The following is a 21,632-nucleotide window of genomic DNA, read 5'->3' as shown; positions in this document are numbered from 1 at the left end:
ATTACTACTTAAGTTCGACTGAAGCGCCTGCTTCCTCGAGTTGTTTCTTAACATCTTCAGCTTCTTCTTTAGAAGCAGCTTCCTTAACTGGAGCAGGTACACTGTCAACAACAGCTTTAGCTTCTTTGAGGCCAAGACCAGTAATGGCACGAACAGCCTTAATAACGTTGATCTTTTTGTCACCAACAGCAGTCAAGATAACATCAAACTCTGTTTGCTCTTCAGCAGCAGGACCATCAGCAGGGCCAGCAGCAGCAGCAGCAGCAGGAGCCGCTGCAGATACACCAAACTTGTCCTCAAGCTCAGATACTAGCTCAGAAAGCTCGAGTACTGACATGCTTTCGATAAATTCAATTACTTGCTCTTTTGTAATTTCAGCCATTTTAATCTCCATCACACTATTAATTTATGTGCTTAAGTTGTCTATTAATTGTTTTATGCTTCTTTTTGGTCTTTGATCGCGCCAAGAACCTGCACCAATGAACGTGGGACAGCTGCTAATACACCAACAAAATTAGATATTGGTGCGTTAATAGAACCAAGCATTTTGGCAAGCAACTGATCACGACTTGGAAGCTCAGCAAGTGCGCTAACTTCGGCAAGACTTAACAGTTTACCATCAAGGACTGCTGTTTTGAGCTCAAAAACCTTGCTCGCTTTAGCAAAATCAGCTAGTACTTTTGCAGGAGCAACAGGATCGTCCTGTGCAATTGCAATTGCCGTAGGCCCCTTGAGGTATTCATCAAGACAGGTAAAAGGTGTATCTTTCGTAGCAAGACGAAGTAAAGTATTTTTAACAACACGGTACTCTACGCCAGCTTCACGAAGCTTACCGCGCAGCTCATTAACTTCATCAACAGTTAATCCGCGATAGTCAGCCAAAAAAGCAGCCTTAGCCGTCGCAAGTTTTGCAGACAGCTCTTCAATAACCTGAGTTTTACTCATTATAGCCATTCAATTCTCCTCCTTTCCTAGATTTCTAGAACAAAAATCCCTGCTGCGTCTAGAAATAACTGGGAGAACACGAAGTGTCTCATACAGTCTCGGCAGGCGTACAACTTTAAACCGAAGTACCTGCTGTCTTTGACAGGGAACGTACAAACAGCAGGACAATATACTTGTCCTGCTGCAAGATTTAATTCTAACTACTTAACTGCTGCTTGAACACCGGCGATATCAACAAGAACACCTGGGCCCATTGTGCTAGAAATACTGATCTTCTTAAGGTAGGCACCTTTTGCTGTTGAGGGCTTAGCTTTAACCAAGGCATCCATAAGAGACAATACATTCTCTTCCAGCTTTTCTTGATCAAAAGAAACCTTACCAACAGGGGCATGAATGATGCCTGTTTTCTCAACGCGGTACTCAACCTTACCAGACTTTGATTCGTTAACTGCACGAGCAACGTCAAAGGTCACAGTACCAACCTTGGGATTAGGCATTAAACTGCGGGGTCCGAGTAAGCGACCAATTTTACCTACAGTTCCCATCATGTCAGGTGTCGCAATGGCTGTATCAAAGTCAAACCAACCGCCTTGAATTTTCGCCACAAGATCATCACCACCGACAAAGTCTGCACCAGCATCCAAAGCTTCTTGAGCTTTTTCACCTTTAGCGAAAACTAAGACACGTACCGTTTTACCAAGACCATTAGGCAGCACTACAGCGCCACGAACCATTTGGTCGGCTTTACGGGGGTCAACGCCAAGACGTACCGTCAAATCTAACGTTTCGTCAAAGTTGGCCGAAGACACTTCCTTTACCAAACCAATTGCATCAGAGAGAGGATAAGTAACGTCTCTGTCAATTTTTGATTTGGCAGCTATCATTTTTTTTCCTGTTGCCATGTGCTATCACTCCAACTTTATTCGACTTCAAGACCCATACTACGAGCAGTGCCAGAAATAGTACGTACTGCAGCATCTTCGTCAAACGCATTTAAATCGGGCATCTTGATCCGCGCGATTTCACGCACCTGATCTACGGAAATCTTCCCAACTTTTTCTTTATTGGGAACACCTGACCCCTTTGCAATTTTAGCTGCCTTCATAAGCAACACTGCCGCAGGGGGAGTCTTTGTTATAAAACTAAACGAGCGATCACCGAAAACTGTAATGACAACAGGAATAATCATCCCATCTTCACCTTGAGTTTTTGCGTTAAACGCCTTACAAAATTCCATAATGTTAACACCGTGCTGACCTAGCGCGGGTCCAACTGGAGGCGAAGGATTAGCTTTGCCTGCCGGAATTTGCAACTTAATTTGCCCAACTACCTTTTTAGCCATTACGAACTCCTTGACTTATCATCCCAGCCTAGCTGGTCTTCTCAACCTGTATAAAATCTAGTTCAACAGGGGTAACTCGACCAAAAATACTTACCATAACTTTCAGCTTACCCTTGTCAGGCTTAACGTCCTCGACAATACCGGTAAAATTAAGAAATGGTCCATCGACAACCCGAACTGTTTCACCTACCTCATACAACACTTTAGGCTTAGGACGCTCAGCACCCTCTTCCATCCGTGCCATAATTTTTTCTACTTCATCGTCAGGAATCGGTGGGGGTGAAGTACCACCGCCAACAAAACCCGTGACCTTCGCAGTGTCTTTAACGATATGCCACGTTTCGCTGTCCAACTCTAACTGAACTAAAATATAGCCAGGGAAAAACTTCCGAGTTGAAGTTTTACGCTCGCCATTTTTTAACTCAACGACGACCTCTGATGGAACGAGTATCTCGCCAAACTGATCTTCGACACCTAGCATGCGGATGCGCTCTTCTAGATTCAGCTTTACTTTATACTCAAACCCAGAATACGTATGTACACCGTACCACTTCATTGTCATTTACAATGCATCCTATTAGCTAAGCAATTTTTTAACTAGGACCGACAATACGCTATCAACCCCCCAGAGAAATACTGCCACCATAAATACAAATGCGATAACCACGAAGGTTGACGAATAGGTATCTTTCTTTGTTGGCCACGTAACCTTTACAAGTTCACTTTTAACATTCCCTAGGAACGTCGAAACCTTAGATATCACGATATAAACCTCAAAGACGACAAAATTAAATTGGCAGGCCAGGAGGGACTCGAACCCACAACACCCGGTTTTGGAGACCGGTGCTCTAGCCATTAGAGCTACTGGCCTGCAACAATCATAAACAGTTACCTCACTGCAATACTACTTTGTCTCGCGATGAAGTGTATGACGACGGTCGAAGCGGCAATATTTTTTAAACTCTAAACGGTCTGGCAAATTGCGCTTATTTTTTGTCGTTGTATAGTTTCTACGCTTACACTCAGTACAAGCGAGAGTTACGATATCACTCATTTTTATTCTCCGCTTTCACCTTCAATAACTGAAGACAATAAAGCTAATTCGATTACTCGATAATTTCACTAACAACACCAGCACCAACAGTACGACCACCTTCGCGAATCGCGAAGCGTAGCTCTTTATCCATAGCAATTGGTGTGATCATATCTACAGTCATGGCGATATTATCACCAGGCATTACCATCTCAACGCCTTCTGGCAATTCTACGATTCCTGTTACGTCTGTTGTGCGGAAGTAGAATTGTGGACGATACCCTTTAAAGAATGGAGTGTGACGACCGCCCTCTTCTTTTGTTAGGATATATGCCTCTGCCTTAAAGCGTGTGTGAGGCTTAATGCTGCCTGGGTGCGACAATACTTGCCCGCGTTCAATGTCTTCACGTTTAACACCACGAAGAAGTACGCCAACGTTGTCGCCCGCTTGACCTTGATCAAGAAGCTTACGGAACATCTCGACACCCGTTACGGTTGTCTTAGCTGTTTCCTTCATACCAACGATTTCGATCTCTTCGCCAACCTTAACAATACCGCGCTCGATACGACCTGTTGCAACAGTACCACGACCAGAGATTGAGAACACGTCCTCAACTGGCATCAAGAACGGAAGATTAACTGCACGCTCAGGCTCAGGAATATAAGCATCAACAGCAGCCATCAAATCGTGAATGGGTTGCTCATCAGCCTCACCTGTTGCACACTGGAGCGCCTTAAGAGCTGAACCTGGAATGACAGGGAGGTCGTCGCCGGGGAAGTCATAAGCGGACAACAGCTCACGAATCTCCATCTCAACCAGCTCCATCAACTCTTCATCATCAACCATGTCTGCTTTATTCAAGAAAACAACGATCGCAGGAACACCAACCTGACGGGCAAGCAAAATGTGCTCACGAGTCTGAGGCATGGGACCATCTGCTGCTGAACATACAAGAATTGCTCCGTCCATCTGAGCAGCACCAGTAATCATGTTCTTTACATAGTCAGCGTGACCGGGGCAATCAACGTGTGCATAGTGACGAGCCGCTGTTTCATACTCGACGTGAGCTGTTGCGATGGTAATACCACGCTCGCGCTCTTCTGGTGCATTGTCAATTTGGTCAAATGCGCGCATCTCTGCTTGTCCCAGACCAGCCATTACTTTTGTAATTGCTGCAGTCAGTGTGGTCTTGCCATGGTCAACGTGGCCAATTGTGCCAATGTTGACATGGGGCTTTGTTCTTTCAAATTTTTCCTTTGCCATGACTTCTCTTCCTCTCGATCACTTAAACTTAACGATAACTAAACCATACGGCTTACAAGGTTCCAACAGATAGCCCACCTGAATCCAACCCAAACTAGAACGTGGAGCCCACAACCGGATTTGAACCGGTGACCTCTTCCTTACCAAGGAAGTGCTCTACCTACTGAGCTATGTGGGCCAGCAGTCGTTCCGGTTTGAATTTATGGAGCGGGAAACGGGATTCGAACCCGCGACCCTCAGCTTGGAAGGCTGATGCTCTAGCCAGCTGAGCTACTCCCGCCCAAAATTCAGACTTTACACCAAGGACTACAGCGGCCCACCTTTGCAGTATTCGCTAAAAAGCTCCTGCAACAGACAGACCGTCTTCGTCCGATATGAAATTGTGGTGGAGGGGGGAGGATTCGAACCTCCGAAGTCTACGACGTCAGATTTACAGTCTGATCCCTTTGGCCACTCGGGAACCCCTCCAGGGGACGTTCTGAAAGGCTTGCGCCTTTTACTTTTTTAATGGAGCTGGCGATAGGAATTGAACCCACAACATCCTCATTACAAGTGAGGTGCTCTACCTATTGAGCTACGCCAGCACAGAGTCGCAATCTATACAACACCAGCCAAGGCATTGCAAGCTTTTATTTCCCAAAGCTGCTTATGAAAAGATTGCGTAAGCGATGAGATTTATAAATGATTCGGCGCCGGCTGTCAATAGCCTTTTATCCTTTTTTACTTTTTAATTGCAACACGGCGACGAACAACCTCAAACAATGCGATTCCAGTTGCCACTGAAACGTTAAGAGATTCGATCGCACCAAGCATTGGAATCGACAATAAGGCATCACAGCTCTTACGAATAATTGGCCGCAACCCCTTACCTTCGCTGCCGGCAACAAGGGCTACATCACCGCACAAGTCCACATCATAGAGACAACTGCTCTCTTCTCCAGCTAAGCCGTACACCCAAACACCTGCCGACTTCAACTCTTCGACTGCCCTGGATAGGTTTGTGACGCGACAAATAGGGATATGGGCCGTGGCACCCGCAGCAGTCTTTTCGACGACCGCAGTAAGGGGACACGAACGATCCTTACCGACAATAATTCCTTGGCAACCCGCAGCAACAGCTGAACGAATTAAAGCACCAAAGTTATGCGGGTCGGTTACTCCATCCAATACGAGGAAAAATCGTTTACCAACTTCGGTATTATTCAATAAGTCGACAAAAGAAATTGTTCTTTCGGGTGCAAGGCGCTGAGCAACCACACCTTGATGACTCACTTTACCCACCATTTTATCCAGTTCAAAACGTTCAACACGCTTAACCGTTACATTTGATTCCAGCGCGAGATCAACAACCAACTGTACACGAGGCTTTGTTTCACCTCGTAATATCCACAACACCTTAAGCTGACGATTCTGTTCGAGAGCTTCAATGATTGGATTAACTCCATACAACAAGTCTGCCACTACATTACTCCTTGAGACATCTCTGCAACAATCTCACGCGCAGCAGCAGCAGGATCAACGGCTTTCGATATTGGCCGACCAACCACAAGATAGTTTGAACCAGCACGAATTGCTTCAGCAGGCGTCATGACACGCTGCTGATCATCCTGAGAAGCCGTAGCGGGACGAACGCCTGGAGTTACCACGACAAAATCATCACCACACGCAGCACGGATCAGGGCCAATTCTTGCGCCGAAGCAACCACTCCGCTTAAGCCAGACTTTTGTGCAAGATCTGCCAACAGTGGAACCATCTCCACGACAGGCTTGAGAATGCCAACATCTTGCAAATCAGATTCGCTTGAAGAGGTCAGAATCGTCACACCGAGCATAATAGGCAGATCAAAACCCTCGACCTGAGAAGCGCGCACCACTTCATCGACCATGCATTTCATCATCGTCCGACCACCGAGAGCATGAACGTTGAACATCTTAACGCCCATTCTCGCTGCTTCAATACTCGCCTTGGCAACCGTGTTGGGGATATCGTGATACTTGAGGTCTAAAAACACCTCACCACCCTCATCACGAATCATCTGCACAACAGGCGGCCCACAACGAGTGAATAACTGCTTACCAACCTTAAACATACCAACTTCATCATGAAGCAAACGCACCCAACTCCGTGCCTGTTCAAAGCTATCAACATCTAATGCAAATATCAGACGCTCTTTCATACTCCAGTATCCTCCCCAACTAAACGTTTCGCTCGAGCCGTTATCTCTTGAACACGACGAACCAATTCAGCACTTCCTTGCGCGCCAAGAGCCCGTCGGGCAATGGTGCACTCCATATAAACCAATTCGTTCAGCGCTTCGACAATCATCTTTTTTTGTTCGAGCGGTTCAAGACCAACGAGATTTTTCATAATTATTCGACCATCAACGGCTCCATCCTTCTCAAGACAGATCCCTCGAACGACATACAGCATGGGATGTGGCACTTCACGCAAAAACCGATTCACATCCTCCAAAAAACTCGGTGTGGTTTCGCTAATACAATCATGGAGCAACTTAAGTACGCCATTGTAAACTTCAAACAACTCCATAAAGGAGGAACTAACCGTCACCGCCTCGGGCTGAGACAGCTCAACTAACCCCTTCTCAAGTAGCTGGTACAATATCCGTAACGCATCAAATTCGGACAAGCCACCTCGTGCGACCAACTGAGCTACCGTAGCAGGAACGGAATAGACAAAACTCACCAGCTTCTTTTCTTCATCACTTAAGTTTGCAGGTGATTTTCCAGTATAGGAAAGCGAGGCATCCATCGAACGAAAGCGACGTAAATAAAGAGCTCGCTCATCGACCCGCCGCAAGCCCTCCATAATCAAGTTTTGCGTACTCATTGACAGACGAACAATATCGTCGCGTTCCAGCTCCTGTGCAACAAAGTAACAACCACCATCTTGATTTGAGAACAGGTTGTAAACGATCGCTTCAACCTGATGGCGCGTAGCTAACCACAGGTCGCGTGCAACAACGATATTTTTACGCACTAATACCTGGCTGAGAGTTGTCCCCTCTTCCATGTCGGAGCGAATGGCTGTCAAAACATTACGTTCTAACTTACCTAGCTCACATAAGATCTCGCCAAGGTCCTCTTCAAAGCGTTGACTGGTTGCAAAGATAATCTCGCCATCTTGAAAGAACACCTGACGATTGCCATCCGACAAATCAAGATAAAGAACACCTGTTTTACGAAACATATTAAAAAAGGAGAGGACGTCCGCAAGCCCCATCGAGCCAAGAGAAGCCGTCATACAGGCTTCCCCAGCACCATCAACAGCAAGTAATACATGTTGAGGAGATGACGACGTTATCGCTAGGTCGTTTGAACTCAACGCTGCCGCAACACGCCGCGGCAGATCAACACGTCCACTATCATCCAAACAAACACGATACATAAATTAACCTGCGAGCTGACGTTGAACTTCTTCAACCAACCACGTAGCTGTTTCTGCGACCAGCATCATTTGACGCTCGCCACCACCACGCACTTGAACCTCAAAGGCACCCTCTTTTAACGCGCGGCCGCCTACCGTAACCCGAATGGGGACCCCGATCAGGTCAGCATCCTTAAACTTACTACCAGGACGGTCAGCACGGTCATCTAACACCGCCTCAATGCCCGAGTTTAACAATGAATTATAAAGTTCGTTGCCCACAGAAACTACTTGCTCGTCTTTAGCATTCAGCAAGGTAATCATGACCTGAAATGGGGCAATGGCCATCGGAAAGATAACGCCATTATCATCATGGTTTTGTTCTATCGCAGCGGCAACGGTGCGACCGATACCGATACCATAACAGCCCATAACCAATGGGACATCCTTACCCTCACGATTGAGGACCGTTGCACCCAGAGCTTTGGAATATTTTGTCCCCAGCTTAAAAACATGGCCAACTTCAATACCACGCCAGCTCTGCAATGCACCTTCACATCTTGGGCAACCGTCACCCGCTTCAGCTTGGCGTAAATCAACGTACTCACTGACTTCAAAATCTCGACCGGGGCACACACCAACGCAGTGCATATCAGCAGCATTGGCACCGACAACACAGTCAACCATATTTCGTACTTCATGATCGGCAATAATGCGACAATCTAAACCAACAGGACCAGCAAATCCACTGGGTGCCCCTGTTAATTCAACAACTGTTTTTTCGTCAACCATCTCAATTTCGATGCAATCCAAGAAGCGACACAGTTTAATTTCATTCAACTCTCGGTCGCCACGCAACAGAACGGCTAACTGCTCACCGGTATCCGTTTGCACTAGCAGGGTTTTAATCAATCGGCTTTGTGGTAGGTCTAAAAAGTTAGCGACCTCAGCAATCGTCTTACGACCCGGTGTTGCAACCTCGGCCACCTCACCAACAGCCTGTGGAGGCTCTTGATTCTTTAACCGAATTTGGGCTTTTTCGACATTCGCAGCATATTCACAGCTATCACATGAGACAATAGCATCCTCACCGGAATCGGCTAATACCATAAATTCATGTGACGATGAACCGCCAATATTGCCAGTATCTGCTTCAACGGCACGGAAGTTAAGGCCACAACGTTTAAAAATATTTTGATAAGCACGATACATTTTATCATATGAAATATCAGCACTGGCATCATCCAAATCAAACGAATAAGCATCCTTCATAATAAATTCGCGCCCACGCATTAAACCAAAGCGAGGACGGATCTCATCACGAAATTTCCCTTGAATTTGATACAGGCTCATAGGCAATTGACGATAGGAGCGAACCGTACCGCGCACGATGTCTGTAATCACCTCTTCGTGAGTTGGACTAAGGCAAAACTCCGTGTCTTTACGATCACGAATTCGCAACAACTCTTTTCCATATTGCCCCCAACGCTCAGACTCTTGCCACAGCTCAGCAGGAACCACCATCGGCATCAGCAACTCCATAGCCCCAGCACGATCCATCTCTTGACGAACGATTTGCTCGACTTTACGTACAGACCTCAATCCGAGAGGAAGATAACTATAAATTCCAGCAGCGACCTTGCGAATCATTCCCGCGCGCAGCATCAGTTTATGGCTAGCAATTTCGGCATCAGCTGGCGATTCTTTTAATGTTGGCAGCAAATAATTGGTTAAACGCATATTCGATGGGTCCTTTTTATTCTCATTGCTATGTTCTTTGCCGCAGCAAGGAAGATGTTAAACTAAACGATAAATTGATCCACAACGGACAGCCTGCAACGCTAGCGTATTTCTTAGCAAATTGCAAGCGGTGCCACCCAGAGTAGACATTTCCCGCAAAATCCTCTAAGCTCCTGCTAACTAACAAGATTATCCCCTCTTAAATACACATAATCACCCCAAATTGATGAAGGCTGAGATGAAAGAGACCCTAACCATTACGACCTTCGCCCAGCATGTTGCAGCAGGAACTCCACTTCTCGCTATTTCGACTGAAAACGAGCAACGTGCAACCCACCTAATCCACAGCGCGGCAACACACGCAATTAAAGGGTTAGCAGCACCACAGATCTGGTCATGTACCGATGGGTTTGAGGGTGTTGCAGACACCAAGGAGCCGATTGCAGCACTACGCTGGGCATTAGAGCAACAAGGACACGGCGTTTATATTTTTCTCGATATGCACTGGTACTGGAAAGACAATCCGATCATCCAACGACTTCTGCTCAACTTTGCCCAACAACGATCGGCAACCAGAAAGTGCTTGGTTTTCCTCGCTCAGTCAATCCAGATCCCTGAAAATCTAAGCAATTACATTGTCCGCCTGAGGCACCCATTGCCGAACGCTCAAGAGCTAGCTAACTTCTTAGAAAACGGTCGCAGCAATGACCCATTCCTCGACCAAATCTTAACTCAAAAAGATGCTCTACATAAGCTGGTTATTGCAGCGCAAGGGCTAGACTTAATTCGCCTCGAACGCGCATTGCGAATGGCCAAGATCACTCGCGGTCAAGACGTCAAAGAGGTTATTGCCGCCCTGCATCTCGACAAGAAGCAAGCACTCCAGCAAACTGGCATCATAGAATTTGTTGAAAACGATCTTAACGGCGATCATGTTGGCGGGATGAACAACCTCAAACACTGGATGGACAAACGGGAGCAAGCCTTTGGCTCTGAAGAACTCAGCCAAGGAAACAATCTGCCGAGCGGGGTGTTGCTCATGGGGATTAGTGGCTGTGGTAAAAGCTTGTTCGTCAAGGCCATCGCGGCACGCTGGGGATTACCGCTAGTACGACTCGACATGGCAACGATTTACGCTGGAACCCATGGTTCACCTGAGAGCAGCCTACACCGAGCCTGCCAACTGGCCGAAGCCATGGCACCATGTGTACTCTGGATTGATGAAATTGAATCGGGGATCTCGGAACAGGGGTTCAAATCGGGAGGAGGTTCGTCATCACGCGTATTGGGTTATTTCTTAACATGGATGCAAGAGAAGAAAAGCCCCGTGTTTGTCGCTGCTACCGCTAATGCAATTGAGATGCTCCCTGCCGAAGTGCTTCGTAAGGGACGTTTTGACGAAATATTCTACATTGCCCTACCGGGGCTAGATGAACGCCAGGAAATTTTTCGCATCCACATCGCCCGTCACGGACTCGATCCAGAAATTTTCGATCCCGAGACACTTGCTCATTCAAGTAAAGGATTTTCGGGTGCCGAGATAGAACAGGCTGTTGCCAGCGCATGCTTTGAAGCGCTAGCCCTCAAGCGCCCCCTCTCTGCTAAAGATATTATGGAAGCGATCAGTCGCACTGTACCTATCTCTGTCACCATGGCTGAGCAGATCAAGAAAATTGAAGCCTGGGCATTTAAACGGGCCGTTCCTGCCAGCACACGCGGCGAACGGTAATCTACTGTTACTGGTCCTCCAGTGAGGCCTCTTGCTCTTCGGCCATCGCCAATGCTTCGGCAACGAGAGCATCGGCCAACTGAGACTGCGGCACACGCTTAATAATATCACCTTTACGAAACAATAAACCCATCTCTTTACCACCAGCGATACCTAGATCGGCCTCGCGAGCTTCTCCGGGGCCATTAACCACACAACCCATTACGGCAATGGTCAGCGGTACTGACAACGACTGTAAGCGCTGCTCCACCTCTTCGGCAACGGGGATCAAGTCAATCTGACAGCGGCCACAGGTGGGACAACTGATAAAGATGGGGCCACGTTGACGCAACTCCATCGCCTTGAGGATCTCCCAACCGACCCGCACCTCTTCAACGGGATCTCCCGTTAACGAGACACGTATCGTATCACCAATACCATCGTAAAGGAGCGCACCAAGTCCTGCGGCACTCTTGATAGTACCAGCCCACGTGGTTCCCGCCTCGGTAACACCAATATGTAGCGGGTAATCAACTTGATCCGCCAGCAGACGATATGCTGCGACCGTGCGTCGAACATCAGAGGCTTTGAGACTGATCTTCATCTGCTCGTAACCAAGATCCTCTAAAATCCGAATATGACCTAAAGCGCTATCCACCATCGCTTGTGCCGTGGCATGGCCATATTTTTCTAACAGCTCTTTTTCGAGCGAACCGCCATTTACGCCGATCCGGATCGGAACCTGCCGCTCAGCACACGCCTTAACCACCTCAGCGACCTTCCAGTTTTCGCCAATGTTGCCCGGATTAATACGCAAACCAGCCACACCACTATCAACAGCCTTCAGAGCTAAACGATAATCGAAATGAATATCAGCAATCAACGGAATGGGGCACTTCGTCACAATATCATTCAATGCCATGGCTGCAGATTCGTCGGGAACGGCGCAACGTACAATTTCGCAGCCAGCAGTAACGAGGGCATCAATCTGATTCATAGTTGCCAACACATCACGTGTATCAGTGTTGCACATTGATTGCACAGAAACAGGGGCTTCGCCGCCAATATCCATAGTGCCTAACTTCAGTGTGCGTGTTTTTCGCCGAAACGGTTCCATCTTCTACCCCTTCAATAGCTATCTACTTAACACCGACAACAACCTCGTCGGCCACAATGGTAACAATTAGCCACTCGCTTCATACGCCATTTAACTCTCAAATGTTATCTAGCCACAGTCATTACAGAGCGTCAAGAGTCAAGAGAAGATTGACAGTCCACCAACAAGAAGTTACTGTCGCTGAAAATCAACTTTATTTTCAGGACACACTATGAGTAAACAGCAGCAAAGACCACGTAACAAACAACATAAAAAACCAACCGAAACCTGCACCCTCACCATCGACAGCTTAAATAGTGATGGTCTAGGTGTTGGCCAACATCAACGTCGCGAGATGCACGTCGCAGGGACACTCCCTGACGAAGAGGTCAAAATTGAAATTGAGCACCAAGGACAGCGCCGCTCCATTGGCCGCTTACTAAAAGTGCTCAAAAAAAATCCTCAGCGCGTCATCCCCGGCTGTTCGCTAGCCAGCGAATGCTCAGGTTGCCCAATTATCCATTTGGCCTACCCACAACAGCTGAAATATAAAGAGCAGCGGATCACCTCCGCGTTACGCTTTTATCCAAGCTTGAACAACTTAAAGCCGAACCCTGTGTTACCTGCACCAGAAACGTTCGGCTACCGCACCACGGCCAAACTAGCCATCTCTAAAAGCCATGGCGTAGCACAGATTGGCCTCTACAAGCGCGGAACCCATGATGTGATCGACATCGGCAACTGCCCACAACAGCACCCCCTTATTAACAAGGTGGTACAGGCTGTTCGGGATGAAATCGAAAAGCAAGATGTCTATGTTTACAATCCCATCACCCGTCGCGGAATTTTGCGCTACCTTGCGGTTCGTGTTAGCCCAAAATCGAACAAGGCGCTGGTAACCTTCGTTTGTGCCGAACGTAATTACCGCGAAATGACTCATTTAGCTAAGTGGGTTAAAAAGAAGGTCCCCGAGATTATCGGTGTTCATCAAAACATTAACGGCTCAGCAGGTAATGTTGTTTTCGGCCCCACGACAGTTAAAATCATCGGCGGTTCCGACCTAATCGACACTATCGGTGAGATCCGCATGCGCCTGTCGCCAAGTTCATTTTTTCAAGTCAATCACACTCAGGCGGCAAAAATTTACAACCTGGTTACTGAGTGGGCTGGACTAGAAAAAAACGATACTGCTCTTGACCTCTATTGTGGGGTGGGTGGAATCGCTATGCACTTGGCGCGTAGTGGAGCAAGAATCATTGGTGTCGAAATCAACCCTGAGGCTATTTTCAATGCCAAAGCTGCTGCCAAGCTTAACGAGATAAAGAACTGCCGCTTTATTGCTGGTGATGCAACCGACGTCATTCAAGATCTGCAAGATGACTTACCCGCTCTCAAAGCTGCCGTTGTTAATCCACCTCGAAGTGGGTGCAGCGAAGAGGTTCTCAATACGTTGACCGACTTGGGCCCTGAAACACTCCTTTATGTTTCATGCCACCCAATAAGTTTGGCGCGCGACCTCGACCTATTAGACCAACGTGGCTATCAAGCTGTAGAGCTTCAACCCGTTGACATGTTTCCACAAACACCTCACGTTGAATCGGTGGTACGGCTGGTAAGAAAAACAATTTAAAGCTAACGCGTCCATGAGTAGTGGCCGGAACTGAAGGATCAGCAAAATGAATACAATTGATTGCCGTAACATGCCATGTCCTAGGCCTGTTCTCGAGACACGCAAGCAACTGTTAGCGAGCCCCGAAAGCAACCTAACAGTTCTAGTCTCGAACGATATTGCTCAAGCCAACATTACCCGTTTGGCAAACAAGCAAGGCTTTAGCGTTGAGTCAACCGTTACGGATAATGAAATCACTTTGATTCTTACGCCAAGCACGCAATTCGTCGCGCCAACGGACTCTGGGTTAGGTGCTGCAGCGACAACTGATGGGGATACGATTATCTACATCTCCAGCTCGTCTATGGGAACAGGCAGTGATGAACTTGGTGAAGTTCTAATGCGTAACTTTATCTTCACGTTGGCCCAAACTGACAACTATCCAAGCACCATTCTTTTCGTCAATAGCGGTGTAAAGCTCACCTGTGATCAATCGACAGTTCTTGAGCCATTACAACTCCTCGCTGACAACGGTGTGACGATCTGTTCCTGTGGCTTGTGCTTAGATTTTTTCGACCTTCAAGATCAACTCAAGGTTGGCCAGGTTTCAAATATGCTCGAAACAGTCGAAACAATGCAGCAAGCTGAACGCATCATTCAGCCTTAAAGCACATATAACCATGAATATACTTGAATCCATGAAGTCGAGCTGATATATAGAGCTCACTTGTTTGATGAGGGAGTAGTCAGTAGCCTGGTGGCGCTCACGGTCTTCAAAGCCGATGGGGGGCGTACCCCGTCCCCGGTGGGTCCGATTCCCATCTACTCCCGCCAAGCACCTTCTGAAAAATCTAGGACCAACGACAAAACCCGCCTTCATAGCGGGTTTTTCTGTTTCTAGCATTTGAATTAATTTTACACAACGGTCAGACCTACAAAAATAACCAACTCAACTAAATGGCGAGGTGAAATGTTCTATCCGTTCATCTATCGCCGCTTGGTTTTTAGCTTGTTGTTCTTGTATTTTCTTTTTAACAGGATCCTCAACGGACAGTGTAAAGGGGACCTGAAAGGTGATGCGGTGCGCTGAGGTAACAGACTCTCCATCCTTCACTGACACCACTTTGACGGTATTGCCAACTTCGGCAGTCTGTTCATCACCGACGGAGACAGCAACGTCAAATTTGATCACAAGAGCATCATCAGTATTAGCACTCATGCCCAGAGTTCGTAGCTCCGCTTGCGCCCGACTAACACCATAGACAACCTGAACTAAAGTTTTTTTTACAAACTCAGCAAGATCCATAACATCCAGCTCCTCAATTATGACCTATTATTTAAGTAATCTCCTTATACTTTACGCTACAGCACCATTAAACCCTCGGCAATAATTCTAACATTAACCCACCACATTGCTTATTAGGCAGATATTGAGTAAAAAGGACACGCGCATCAATCTACCAATTCAATATCAAGACTTTCGAGTAGTCGAACAGCCTCTAGACGACAAAACCTTGCATGCTTAATTTGGTTATTATTGATATCGATGGTGTAGTTAATGGCATTAAAAAAATTAGCACTAATAAGCGTTGTACTCGCAAACAAACTATTCAAAAGATCAGTAGATGAAAAATCTGCACCACTGAAATCAGCACCACGAAAATCAACATCATGAGCGCGACAATCCTCAATCACGCAGTCCTTGAGATGTAACCCATAAAAAGATGACGCATTGATCACACATTGCTTAAATATAAGCGGTGAGCCTAATCCTAATCGTGGCCATTGGCCCTGAGTCCAGTCGACCCCAACAAGCTTGCACTCATCAAAAACAACATCAACAAATCGGCTATAACCGATTTTGATCACACTTAAATTACAATTAACAAAACGACAGTCACAAAAAGTGCAGCGACTAAACGAACTCTCGCTGAAATCGCAACCTTCAAAGGTGCACCCATCGAATAGTTCCTCATTAAACTCATTTCGTGACAAGCTGTGATTTATGAACTCCTGACCATAATGTTCACCATACTTTGTACCAATATCAACCATTGTAGTCCCTAGTACAAAAATAGAATTAAAACGGATGGTCAAAATCAATCAACAGGGCCGTTGGAATAAACGTATCGAGTTCAACTTGACTACGCCCCGTCAGTTGCAGACTAAATCGACTCAACAACTCAACTTCACGTTGAAAAAAACTCTCAAAATTTCCACGCAACTCAGCCAGCTCCAACGGGTCACAATCGACAAAATTCAAGGTGCAATAGCTGTCACAAAACACCTCTGAACTGATATCAACCTGGGGAATACCATGCAAACGGCACGTTAACGGGCGATAGTCATAGACCATGCATCGTCCGTCCTCACCCAACAATGGGCACGGAGTAAGATCATCTTCTGGCATGTTAAGCCATTGATCGTGCGACAAACGGTTAAGAATAAAAGGGGAATGAAAATCCGGCCATTGTTGCTGGAGCTGTTGGAGACGAGCATCAACTCGCACAAGGACATCACGTTGCAGCACTGGTGATAATTTTTTAAACCCTTGTTGTAGCAGGTAAGCATCAAGTAGTGTGATATCAAACAGCCCGCGACAACAGCCAGAGCAGCCTTCACGACAAGCCATTTTATCACCGTGCGCACCAATACTGTCACTAAACCACGTGTCTACGTGGGTTAACAGTTGCCGATAGTGATCAACAATTTCAATATCCATTTTCAAACTCAACAGTAAATAGAAGGGAACAAAAGTGACAAGTTAGCCATTGGGTATATTGGTGTGTTTAGGAACGAGATACTCTTCAATATCTTGAACGTTTTTAGGTTTACTGAACAGATAGCCTTGCCCGTAACGACAACCGTGGGAATAGAGGAACTGGCGTTGCGCTTCATCTTCAATCCCTTCGGCAATAACATTAAGGTTCATATTTCGTGCTAAATCAATAATCGTTGTCGCAATCGCAGCATCATTGGAGTCAGTCACCACATCACGGACAAAAGACTGATCAATTTTCAATGTATCAATTGGGAATCTCTTCAAATAAGCTAACGACGAGTATCCTGTGCCGAAATCATCAATAGAAAGGTGCACACCGAGCTCATGTAATTGCGTCATGGTTTCAATGGCACTATTAACATCATCCATCAAAACACTTTCAGTGATTTCTAAATCAAGACAATGGGGATCGAGCCCTGTTTGCGTTAACACCTCAGAAATCATTGATACCACATTTTTTTGATTAAATTGACGAGCCGACATGTTGACGGAGATCTGGATTGCTTCATAACCGTGATCTTGCCATTGTTGGCACTGCGAACAAGCACTGCGCAACACCCATTCACCGATTGATACAATTAATCCTGTTTCCTCAGCGAGAGGAATAAAGTCTGCGGGGGAGATCATCCCCTGTTCAGGATGAAGCCAGCGCACTAAGGCTTCAACACCTATAATACCACCAGTCTCCAAATCCACTTGCGGCTGGTAATGGATAACAAGTCGGTCTTGATCGACCGCTTGACGTAACGCCCCCTCAAGCTTTAACAACTCACTGGCGCGCTCATTGACTCCCGCGGTATAGAAACGATAATTATCGCGCCCCAACTGCTTTGCTTGATGCATGGCAGCATCGGCACCCTTGAGTAAAGAGACAACGGTTTTTCCGTCTTGCGGGTACATAGTAATGCCAATACTCACGGTCAAAAACAACTTGTAGTCATCCACCTCAATCACTTTATCAAGAGATCGGCGAATCTCTTCAGCAACTAATATGACGTTTTCAACACTCGATATTTGATCGAGAACGATCCCAAATTCATCGCCACTAATTCGGGCAACAGTATCTACCTCACGCGCACACCCTTGAAGACGCTTGGCAACTTCACAGAGAAGCTGATCACCAAATTCGTGGCCTAATGAATCGTTGACCTTCTTAAATCGATCTAAATCTAGAAACAGAACGGCTACCTGTGACCTGGACATGCGTGCCATAGATATGGCGTGTTGTAACCGATCACGAAATAGTTGTCGATTCGGTAATTCAGTTAACACATCATGGTATGCCAAATATTCAAGATGAGTTTCATTCTCTCGTAACTGGTGCTCTGATTGCTCCCGTTCAATTTCTGCACTCACCCTTGCCGCCATGATCGCCAAAACATCTTTAGCGCGGCCCATACTCTTTATGGGGGCACGTGACAGCACACTAAGCACCCCAATTATTGTGCCATCGTGACTGCGAACAGGGATACCGACATACCCCACAGCTTCGAGGTCTCGAACAATACAACTATCGGGAAAATGACCAAGCAGCCCGTCAGTAAAAAGACACATGCCGTCATTAATCACCTTTTCACAAGGCGTGTTAGCAATATCAAAGCTGTATTCGTCAAAAAAGGTACCATCGCGCCATGTCGCGAGTGACGTCACCTTACCGTCACCATAGATACGGCCAACAATGGCACAATCAGCACTAAACCATTGGCACAATTGTTCCGCAACACGATTGTAGCACTCCGCGCCAGTATGACCAATTGTACTCTCAACCAGCGATTGCATAGCTGTTTCTATTTGTTTCAGTGATGTAATGTCTTGGATTGTGCCAACAAGCCCCATCATCTCACCATCACGGTTGAAGAGTGGTGCCTTGTTGAATAGGACATCGAGTTCATTGCCGTCGGGACAAGTAAATTGATTTTCATAGGTACGCGGCTGCTTAGTCGCAAACACGTTATGATCTTCATGAAGCCCTACATCTGAACGCTGTTCAGGGAGCAACTCTTGTACTGTCTGGCCAAATATCTCCTGACGAGACATGCCGACAATTTTTTCATAACTTTTATTGCAGCCTAAATTACGCCCGTTAATATCCTTGTAAAAAACAGGATTAGGAACCGCATCCAGCAAACTCTGCAAAAAGTGAAGCTCATCTTGGCGTTTTTCCTCTAACGTCAATCGCTCTAGTTCAGCTGATGCCCGCAAGGCGAACATATGTAACGCGGTTTCGATTAACAATAAATGATGCAGCGGCTTACGGCTAAAAATGGCCAAGGGACCAAGCACCGTACCAGATGAGTCGATAAGGGGAACGCCAACATAACTGTCAACATCGAGTTGAATGGCGAGGTGGTCTAAAGGAAAAAGGTCAAGAACACTATGAGGATAACTTTGATAGCCGTTTTCAACGACCACTTCACAGGGGGTGTTTTTTATTTCAAACTCTATATTATCAATAATTTCGCCATCGGCATAAACGGCGACAGTACGAACTATCTCACAGGTTTCTGACGTAAACTGACCAATAAAGGCGTAATCAGCCCCAGCAACGCGTGCAAGTTTAGTTACCAGTGCAGCAAAAAACTCTTTGCCCACTAATTCCATTAGATCATCACAAAGATCGCGCAGTATTTTTTCGTTACTGCCTGTATATATCTCTACTGACATTTATCAAACTTTCAATCTGCAACAGCAGCCTATAATGTATAAAAAACACAGTGAAAGTAACATAAATAACACTTATCTATTAACAGTGCGAACACAAACAACATCGTTATAATTGTGCACTTCCATTGGCGCAGACTGATCACTCAAAAAAGACAACGCCCAATAACGGCGGAGATCTCCGCCAAAGGGCGTAGAAGTCCAGTAAATAGCCCGTTCCACACGAGCTGTGTTTTTCCGCCGACCACCCGAAACATCTAATAGCGTTTCCAATTCCGGCAATGTCGGCAATCGCCAGTCGTAGTGGTTACTAAGCTCCAGTTGTTGGCAATATCTTTGTGCATCCTTATGCCAAAAACGTCGATCATATGTCTGTATTTGCCAGAACTCAACCTCCCGCTGTTCCCACTGTACCGAGGGTTTTGTTGCTGCTCTCGAAGGCGCATAGAAATAAAACATCCCGACACCGAGTGAAAGGACAAGCAACGCCCGAACAAAATTGAGTACGATTCTTTTATTCTTAGTCAAACCACTGTTATGCATCTTGTTGCCCCTGTCAAAGATATGGTACTATTCACCTTCTTGAATGCAACAATATTGCCACCACTGACACTTTTACACATTAGCCCCTGTCAACCCTATTAATGGCGACAAAATATTCCATGAACAAATCAATTGATGACCTCAAAAAACTCCCTTCGATCGACAGCCTTCTTCTAGATCCTCAACTCGCAGCGGCGATTGTCCCGCATTGCTTAAAAGTTGAAGCTGCTCAAGAAGCCGTCGATGCATGTCGAAAACAGATTCTACAGGGAGATTCGCCACAGACTGACATGGTGGCTTCGATTGTTGCGGATGCCTGCCAACGCTTAGCAGAAAAAGCACACCCCTCACTGCGTGAAGTGATCAATGCAACAGGAACTCTGCTGCACACCAACCTTGGCCGTGCCCCACTGAGTGACGCCGCGCTACAATCGATAAACACCGTAGCCAGATCTTACTCAAACTTAGAGCTTAACCTTAAAACGGGTAAACGCGGTCACCGTTACAGTCATATCGACACCCTCCTCTGCCGTCTCACTGGTGCAGAGGCAGCTGCAGTTGTCAACAATAACGCTGGCGCAGTCTTACTTGCGTTAACAGCGTTAGCGCAAGGCGATGAGGCTGTGGTCTCGCGCGGTGAACTAGTTGAAATAGGCGGGGCGTTTCGTGTCCCTGACGTGATGGAAGCTGGCGGCGTTCTTCTGCGTGAAGTGGGTACAACCAATAAAACCCACCTGCACGACTACGAAAACGCGATCAACGACAAGACTGGGTTACTATTAAAAATTCATACTAGCAACTATCGTATTGTTGGTTTCACCGATTCCGTTCCTGCGGCTGAGATGGTGGCCTTAGGCAAGAAGCATAAAATTCCTGTCATGGAGGATCTTGGCAGTGGAATGCTTTTCGACCTATCACGTTTTGGCCTCCCCAAAGAACCAACGGTTAAAGAGGGGGTTGATGCTGGAATTGATGTGCTGACGTTTAGTGGCGACAAACTTTTAGGGGGGCCTCAAGCGGGCCTTATTGTGGGCAAAAAATGGGCGATAGACAAAATTCGCAATCACCCTCTGGCTCGAGCATTGCGGATCGATAAACTGACCCTAGCAGCTCTTGAAACCACCCTTAGCCACTACCTCGATGAGCAGCAGGCCCTTGATGAAATCCCCGTGTTGCGGATGCTCAATATGTCTATTGAATGTCTCGAACAACGAAGCCAAGCCTTTAAAGAGCAACTTCAGAAACAGGTAACACAAACCTGCACGGTAGAAATAATTCTTGAGGACTCCTGTGTTGGCGGAGGCGCACTACCTATCACCAACCTCCCTGGTGCCGCTTTGGCGTTAACACCTCTGCATCTCACTCCTGATCAATTGACCAACCGCTTACGTTCTGCTGAACACGCGGTGGTAGCACGAATTCAGGATAATCGAGTCATCATCAACTTGCGAACAGTACTGCCGAATCAGGAAGACAGCGTGATCCAGACCCTTATCAGCAGTCTCCAACAGAAAAGCAACTAAC

22 protein-coding genes and 6 tRNA genes are annotated in these 21,632 nt (G+C 46.6%); 5 read left to right on the top strand and 23 right to left on the bottom strand.

Annotated features, from left to right (window positions below; translation table 11 throughout):
- Positions 1-4 precede the first annotated feature (4 nt).
- The 17 genes from rplL to ACZ5KY_RS06685 form a co-directional block, all read right to left on the bottom strand.
- The gene (gene rplL, locus ACZ5KY_RS06765) at positions 5-382 is read right to left on the bottom strand and encodes a 50S ribosomal protein L7/L12 (RefSeq protein WP_464243135.1); all 378 of its coding nucleotides are present in this window, start codon (positions 380-382) and stop codon (positions 5-7) included.
- Between the two features lie 53 nt (positions 383-435).
- Entirely contained in the window at positions 436-954 is a 519-nt protein-coding gene (gene rplJ / locus ACZ5KY_RS06760) for a 50S ribosomal protein L10 (protein WP_464243134.1), read from the bottom strand.
- A 191-nt stretch (positions 955-1,145) separates the two neighbouring features.
- Positions 1,146-1,847, bottom strand: coding sequence for a 50S ribosomal protein L1 (gene rplA, locus ACZ5KY_RS06755; RefSeq protein WP_464243133.1), 702 nt, complete (start codon positions 1,845-1,847; stop codon positions 1,146-1,148).
- 17 nt (positions 1,848-1,864) lie between these two features.
- The gene (gene rplK, locus ACZ5KY_RS06750) at positions 1,865-2,287 is read right to left on the bottom strand and encodes a 50S ribosomal protein L11 (protein WP_464243132.1); all 423 of its coding nucleotides are present in this window, start codon (positions 2,285-2,287) and stop codon (positions 1,865-1,867) included.
- Between the two features lie 28 nt (positions 2,288-2,315).
- Positions 2,316-2,849 (bottom strand): transcription termination/antitermination protein NusG, encoded by a 534-nt coding sequence (nusG, locus tag ACZ5KY_RS06745; RefSeq protein ID WP_464243131.1) that lies wholly within the window; start codon positions 2,847-2,849, stop codon positions 2,316-2,318.
- A 15-nt stretch (positions 2,850-2,864) separates the two neighbouring features.
- Positions 2,865-3,050 carry a preprotein translocase subunit SecE gene (gene secE, locus ACZ5KY_RS06740; protein WP_464243130.1) on the bottom strand — a complete coding sequence of 62 codons (186 nt, stop codon included), beginning with the start codon at positions 3,048-3,050 and terminating at the stop codon, positions 2,865-2,867.
- Between the two features lie 31 nt (positions 3,051-3,081).
- A tRNA-Trp gene (locus ACZ5KY_RS06735) sits at positions 3,082-3,158 on the bottom strand.
- A 33-nt stretch (positions 3,159-3,191) separates the two neighbouring features.
- The gene (gene rpmG, locus ACZ5KY_RS06730; protein WP_464243129.1) at positions 3,192-3,341 is read right to left on the bottom strand and encodes a 50S ribosomal protein L33; all 150 of its coding nucleotides are present in this window, start codon (positions 3,339-3,341) and stop codon (positions 3,192-3,194) included.
- Positions 3,342-3,393: 52 nt separating this feature from the next.
- Positions 3,394-4,584, bottom strand: a complete 1,191-nt coding sequence (tuf, locus tag ACZ5KY_RS06725) for an elongation factor Tu (protein WP_464243128.1) — start codon at positions 4,582-4,584, stop codon at positions 3,394-3,396.
- 102 nt (positions 4,585-4,686) lie between these two features.
- Positions 4,687-4,762 (bottom strand) — tRNA-Thr (locus ACZ5KY_RS06720).
- Positions 4,763-4,787: 25 nt separating this feature from the next.
- Positions 4,788-4,864 (bottom strand) — tRNA-Gly (locus ACZ5KY_RS06715).
- 103 nt (positions 4,865-4,967) lie between these two features.
- Positions 4,968-5,052: transfer RNA gene (locus ACZ5KY_RS06710), tRNA-Tyr, on the bottom strand.
- 40 nt (positions 5,053-5,092) lie between these two features.
- Positions 5,093-5,168: transfer RNA gene (locus tag ACZ5KY_RS06705), tRNA-Thr, on the bottom strand.
- A gap of 136 nt (positions 5,169-5,304) precedes the next feature.
- Positions 5,305-6,045 carry a 23S rRNA (guanosine(2251)-2'-O)-methyltransferase RlmB gene (gene rlmB / locus ACZ5KY_RS06700; RefSeq protein ID WP_464243127.1) on the bottom strand — a complete coding sequence of 247 codons (741 nt, stop codon included), beginning with the start codon at positions 6,043-6,045 and terminating at the stop codon, positions 5,305-5,307.
- On the bottom strand, positions 6,045-6,761 hold the full coding sequence (gene pyrF, locus ACZ5KY_RS06695; protein WP_464243126.1) for an orotidine-5'-phosphate decarboxylase: 717 nt from the start codon (positions 6,759-6,761) through the stop codon (positions 6,045-6,047). Before pyrF ends, rlmB begins: the two co-directional genes overlap by 1 nt.
- Positions 6,758-7,990, bottom strand: a complete 1,233-nt coding sequence (locus ACZ5KY_RS06690) for a DUF4388 domain-containing protein (protein WP_464243125.1) — start codon at positions 7,988-7,990, stop codon at positions 6,758-6,760. Before ACZ5KY_RS06690 ends, pyrF begins: the two co-directional genes overlap by 4 nt.
- A 3-nt stretch (positions 7,991-7,993) precedes the next feature.
- The gene (locus ACZ5KY_RS06685; RefSeq protein WP_464243124.1) at positions 7,994-9,709 is read right to left on the bottom strand and encodes a proline--tRNA ligase; all 1,716 of its coding nucleotides are present in this window, start codon (positions 9,707-9,709) and stop codon (positions 7,994-7,996) included.
- A 238-nt stretch (positions 9,710-9,947) separates the two neighbouring features.
- Here ACZ5KY_RS06685 and ACZ5KY_RS06680 point away from each other — a divergent pair, with 238 nt between their 5' ends.
- The gene (locus tag ACZ5KY_RS06680; protein WP_464243123.1) at positions 9,948-11,438 is read left to right on the top strand and encodes an AAA family ATPase; all 1,491 of its coding nucleotides are present in this window, start codon (positions 9,948-9,950) and stop codon (positions 11,436-11,438) included.
- Between the two features lie 7 nt (positions 11,439-11,445).
- Here the strand turns inward: ACZ5KY_RS06680 and ispG are convergent, their stop codons facing one another.
- Positions 11,446-12,534 (bottom strand): flavodoxin-dependent (E)-4-hydroxy-3-methylbut-2-enyl-diphosphate synthase, encoded by a 1,089-nt coding sequence (ispG, locus tag ACZ5KY_RS06675; protein ID WP_464243122.1) that lies wholly within the window; start codon positions 12,532-12,534, stop codon positions 11,446-11,448.
- A gap of 211 nt (positions 12,535-12,745) precedes the next feature.
- Here ispG and rlmD point away from each other — a divergent pair, with 211 nt between their 5' ends.
- The 3 genes from rlmD (at position 12,746) to ACZ5KY_RS06660 (ending at position 14,956) form a co-directional block, all read left to right on the top strand.
- Complete coding sequence (gene rlmD, locus ACZ5KY_RS06670) at positions 12,746-14,143, top strand: 23S rRNA (uracil(1939)-C(5))-methyltransferase RlmD (RefSeq protein ID WP_464243121.1); 1,398 nt, start codon at positions 12,746-12,748, stop codon at positions 14,141-14,143.
- Between the two features lie 46 nt (positions 14,144-14,189).
- Positions 14,190-14,789 (top strand): sulfurtransferase-like selenium metabolism protein YedF, encoded by a 600-nt coding sequence (gene yedF / locus ACZ5KY_RS06665; protein WP_464243120.1) that lies wholly within the window; start codon positions 14,190-14,192, stop codon positions 14,787-14,789.
- Between the two features lie 71 nt (positions 14,790-14,860).
- A tRNA-Sec gene (locus tag ACZ5KY_RS06660) sits at positions 14,861-14,956 on the top strand.
- Positions 14,957-15,071: 115 nt separating this feature from the next.
- Here the strand turns inward: ACZ5KY_RS06660 and ACZ5KY_RS06655 are convergent.
- The 5 genes from ACZ5KY_RS06655 to ACZ5KY_RS06635 all read right to left on the bottom strand — a co-directional run bounded on the left by ACZ5KY_RS06655 (position 15,072) and on the right by ACZ5KY_RS06635 (position 20,108).
- Positions 15,072-15,428 (bottom strand): hypothetical protein, encoded by a 357-nt coding sequence (locus ACZ5KY_RS06655; protein WP_464243119.1) that lies wholly within the window; start codon positions 15,426-15,428, stop codon positions 15,072-15,074.
- 146 nt (positions 15,429-15,574) lie between these two features.
- Positions 15,575-16,177, bottom strand: coding sequence for a pentapeptide repeat-containing protein (locus ACZ5KY_RS06650; RefSeq protein ID WP_464243118.1), 603 nt, complete (start codon positions 16,175-16,177; stop codon positions 15,575-15,577).
- A 25-nt stretch (positions 16,178-16,202) separates the two neighbouring features.
- On the bottom strand, positions 16,203-16,844 hold the full coding sequence (locus ACZ5KY_RS06645) for a YkgJ family cysteine cluster protein (RefSeq protein WP_464243117.1): 642 nt from the start codon (positions 16,842-16,844) through the stop codon (positions 16,203-16,205).
- Positions 16,845-16,886: 42 nt separating this feature from the next.
- Complete coding sequence (locus ACZ5KY_RS06640; RefSeq protein WP_464243116.1) at positions 16,887-19,568, bottom strand: bifunctional diguanylate cyclase/phosphodiesterase; 2,682 nt, start codon at positions 19,566-19,568, stop codon at positions 16,887-16,889.
- Between the two features lie 72 nt (positions 19,569-19,640).
- Positions 19,641-20,108 carry an Lcl C-terminal domain-containing protein gene (locus tag ACZ5KY_RS06635; protein WP_464243115.1) on the bottom strand — a complete coding sequence of 156 codons (468 nt, stop codon included), beginning with the start codon at positions 20,106-20,108 and terminating at the stop codon, positions 19,641-19,643.
- 119 nt (positions 20,109-20,227) lie between these two features.
- Between ACZ5KY_RS06635 and selA the strand changes: the two genes are divergently transcribed.
- Positions 20,228-21,631: an L-seryl-tRNA(Sec) selenium transferase gene (gene selA, locus ACZ5KY_RS06630; protein ID WP_464243114.1), complete on the top strand. Its 1,404-nt coding sequence runs from the start codon at positions 20,228-20,230 to the stop codon at positions 21,629-21,631.
- Position 21,632 lies beyond the last annotated feature (1 nt).

This window comes from Desulfuromonas svalbardensis, assembly GCF_055389415.1.
Note: the sequence above shows the minus strand (reverse complement) of the source record. Positions and strands in the feature narration are given on the sequence as shown.